Origin of the sequence: Streptomyces bobili (genome assembly GCF_002154575.1) — a bacterium.
GTDB classification, from domain to species: domain Bacteria; phylum Actinomycetota; class Actinomycetes; order Streptomycetales; family Streptomycetaceae; genus Streptomyces; species Streptomyces bobili.
This window is the reverse complement of sequence record NZ_MUBA01000820.1, coordinates 1-2,752: the sequence shown is the minus strand read 5'-3', so window position 1 is coordinate 2,752 and position 2,752 is coordinate 1. Positions and strand designations below refer to the sequence as shown.

Genomic DNA, 2,752 nt, shown 5'->3' with positions numbered 1-2,752 from the left:
AGGTGTCGGTGGGGGTGATCCCGGGCGGCGGCGGGGCAGCAACTGCGTCCCGCCGCCGCCCGGGATCACCCCCACCGACACCTCGGGCAGTCCCACCACGGCCGTACGGTCCGCCACGATGACATCGCAGGCCAGCGCCAGCTCGAAACCGCCGCCCAGCGCGAACCCGTGCACCGCCGCGACCGTCGGCACGGGCAGCTCCAGCACACCGGTGTACGCCCCCCGCGAGACCGGCCGCTGCCGCACCAGCTCGGCGTCGGAGAACGTGTTGCGCTCCTTGAGGTCGGCCCCGACGCAGAAGGCCCGCTCGTGCGTCGAGGTGATCACCACCACGCGTACGTCCCGGTCCCCGGCCAGGGCCGAGCAGGCGGCCCCGATGGAGCGGGCCATCTCCGACGAGACGGCGTTCATGACCTTGGGCCGGTCGAGGGCCAACTCCGCGACATGCCCGTCCCCGTGCCGCCGCACCAGCACGAACTCCCCGAACCGTTCCTCACTCATGACACCCTCCGGGTTAACGCCGGTTAACAGATCTGGCTCGCCCAATCATCGCAGCCGCGCCCCGCAGGGAAAAGGCCCGACCGCGTCCCGCTCGACCCCCGCCCACCCGTTCGAGTGACATCCCGCCCGACTCCGCCCGCATCGCCCAAGGGAGCGCATAACGTGCGTGCGCCACGGCGCAGAGGGGGCGCGACGACATCGGGGAGGGAACGTGATGACGACCACACCGGTGAGCGGCCGGACCGGAAGCGCGCAAGCGGGTCGCGCGGCAGCGGGCGGCGAGGCGGTGGACGCCCGCCTCGGGGCGCCGTCCCGCGCGCGGGGGCGGCATCGCCGGCCCCGGCCCCGGAAGGCACTGTTCGCCACGGGCGGGTTCGCCCTGGCGGTGGGTGCGCTGAGTCTGCTGCGGCTGACCGCCGACTCGGGCGTGGACACGGCCGAGGCCGGACCCCGGCTCCAGCCCACCGCGGACACCCACCCGGAGACGGACACCGGGAACGCGACCAACGCCGCCGCCACGGTGTCCGGTTCACCCGAGCCGACGTCCACCACCCCGGCCCCGACGGGCACCGGCGGTACGGTCCCGTCCGGCGCGGCCGTGCCCGGCACCGCGCCCACCTCCGCGGTCCGTACGCCGAGCGGCCCGTACACCCCGCGTACGCGGCCACCGGCCGACGAGGGGGCGCCCGCACCGGCGGCCACACCGTCCTCCGGGAGCGCCGCTCCCCGGCCTCCGGGGCCGACGGCGACCCCGGCGCCCGGTCCGGTCACCGTCCCGCCCACCGCGGGGCCGACGAGCCGTCCGGGGCTGTGCCTGCCGGTCGTCGGCCTGTGCGTGGAGGCGCTGAACGAGTTGGCCCCGCTGCCCGGCTCCCGCGACTGAGCGGCGCGGCCTACTCGCCCGCGCCGCCGGTGTCCCGCCGGGTGAGCAGCCAGGGCTCGACCACGCCGAGCCCACGGACGGGGCGCTGCCACATCGGCTGGAGCGCGAACCGGTAGACGGGCGGCTCCTCGCCCTCCTTCTCGGCGGCGGTCGCGGCCTCGGCGGCCTCCGCCTCCGAGGCGGGCGCGTCGCCGGTGCGGATCAGTTCCTCGGCGAAGGCACTGTCGACGAGCACGGCGTCCCGAGGCGCTATCGACGTCAGCCGGGAGGCCAGGTTGACCGTCGTGCCGAAGACATCGCCCATCCGGGTGGTCACCGTGCCGAAGGCCATGCCTACGCGCAGTTCGGGCATCGTCGGGTCGTTGCCCATCGTCTCGACGAGCAGGAGCGCGATCTCGGCGGCGGTGCCGGCGTCGTCGGCGGCGTACAGCACCTCGTCGCCGAGGGTCTTGATGAGGCGTCCACCGCGGGCCGCGACCAGGTCGGCGGCGGTGGTCTCGAAGGCCTCGACCAGCTCGCCGAGTTCCTCCTCCTCCATACGGCGGGTCAGCCGTGTGAACCCGACGAGGTCGGCGAAGCAGACCGCGAGCCGCCGGTCGACCATCTCCTCGTCGTCCGCGGCCTGCACGACCCGGCCCGCCGAGGCGGCGAGCTGCCGCCGCCACACATAGACGAGGAACTCCTCCAGCTCGGGCAGCAGCAGCTCGACGATCGGATACGTCACCTCGGTGCGGGTCATTCCCGGCTCGGGGGGCTCCGTCAGCCCCTCCAGGAAGGAATCGATCTGCCACTCGGCCAACCGGGCGGTGGTCTGCCCCGTGGACCGCGCGACCTGCACCGCCATGGCCTCGCTGAGCAGCCCCGCCTCGACGAGACCGGCCAGCCGGCGCAGGGCCAGTACGTCGGCCTCGGTGAGCGCCCTGGCCTGGCCGATGTCGGCGAAGCCCATGGCCCGCCAGAACCGGGAGGCCAGTTCCATGGAGACGCCGGCGCTGCGGGCCGCCTGGAAAGGGGTGTAACGGCGCTCGGCGCCGAGGATGAGCTGCTCCAGGCGAAGGGCGAGGGGGTCGTCGCCGGGGTCGGTGGCCGGGACGTCAACCCGGCCGTCCGCGCCCTCGTCGGAGCCCGTGTCGTCGACGGTCACGCCTGCTGCCCTTCCGATCTATCGCGGTCAGGTTTCGACCGGCCTCAACTCTACGGCAGGTGTGCGCCAGCTCACTCCGTCGGGGAAGGGGCGTGACGTTCTCGGTGGGGGTACGTCACCCGGCGCTGGTGCCAGGGTCCGAAAAGCGACGGTCGGGTGTCCCAGCCCGTCCGGCGTTTGAGGACGAGGCCCGTTCAGGACCCAAGCGGGGGTCTGGGGGCGCA

The 2,752-nt window shown here is 74.3% G+C and carries 3 protein-coding genes; 1 reads left to right on the top strand and 2 read right to left on the bottom strand.

Translation table 11 applies throughout. The features are described 5' to 3' along the window. Positions 1 to 501, bottom strand: a 501-nt coding sequence (locus BZL64_RS37945) for an enoyl-CoA hydratase/isomerase family protein (protein ID WP_143663456.1), incomplete at its 3' end; no start/stop codon positions are given. Between the two features lie 214 nt (positions 502 to 715). Between BZL64_RS37945 and BZL64_RS37940 the strand changes: the two genes are divergently transcribed. Further along, a complete protein-coding gene (locus tag BZL64_RS37940; protein ID WP_167396268.1) occupies positions 716 to 1,384 on the top strand; it encodes a hypothetical protein in 669 nt (222 codons plus the stop codon). A gap of 10 nt (positions 1,385 to 1,394) precedes the next feature. On the opposite strand, the gene BZL64_RS37935 is transcribed toward BZL64_RS37940, so the two are convergent. After that, positions 1,395 to 2,528, bottom strand: coding sequence for an adenylate/guanylate cyclase domain-containing protein (locus tag BZL64_RS37935; protein ID WP_086773481.1), 1,134 nt, complete (start codon positions 2,526 to 2,528; stop codon positions 1,395 to 1,397). Positions 2,529 to 2,752 lie beyond the last annotated feature (224 nt).

Bases quoted from the DNA above. Each gene is read 5' to 3' on its own strand.
- BZL64_RS37940 (WP_167396268.1), top strand. From the start codon at position 716: ATGACGACCACACCGGTGAGCGGCCGGACCGGAAGCGCGCAAGCGGGT.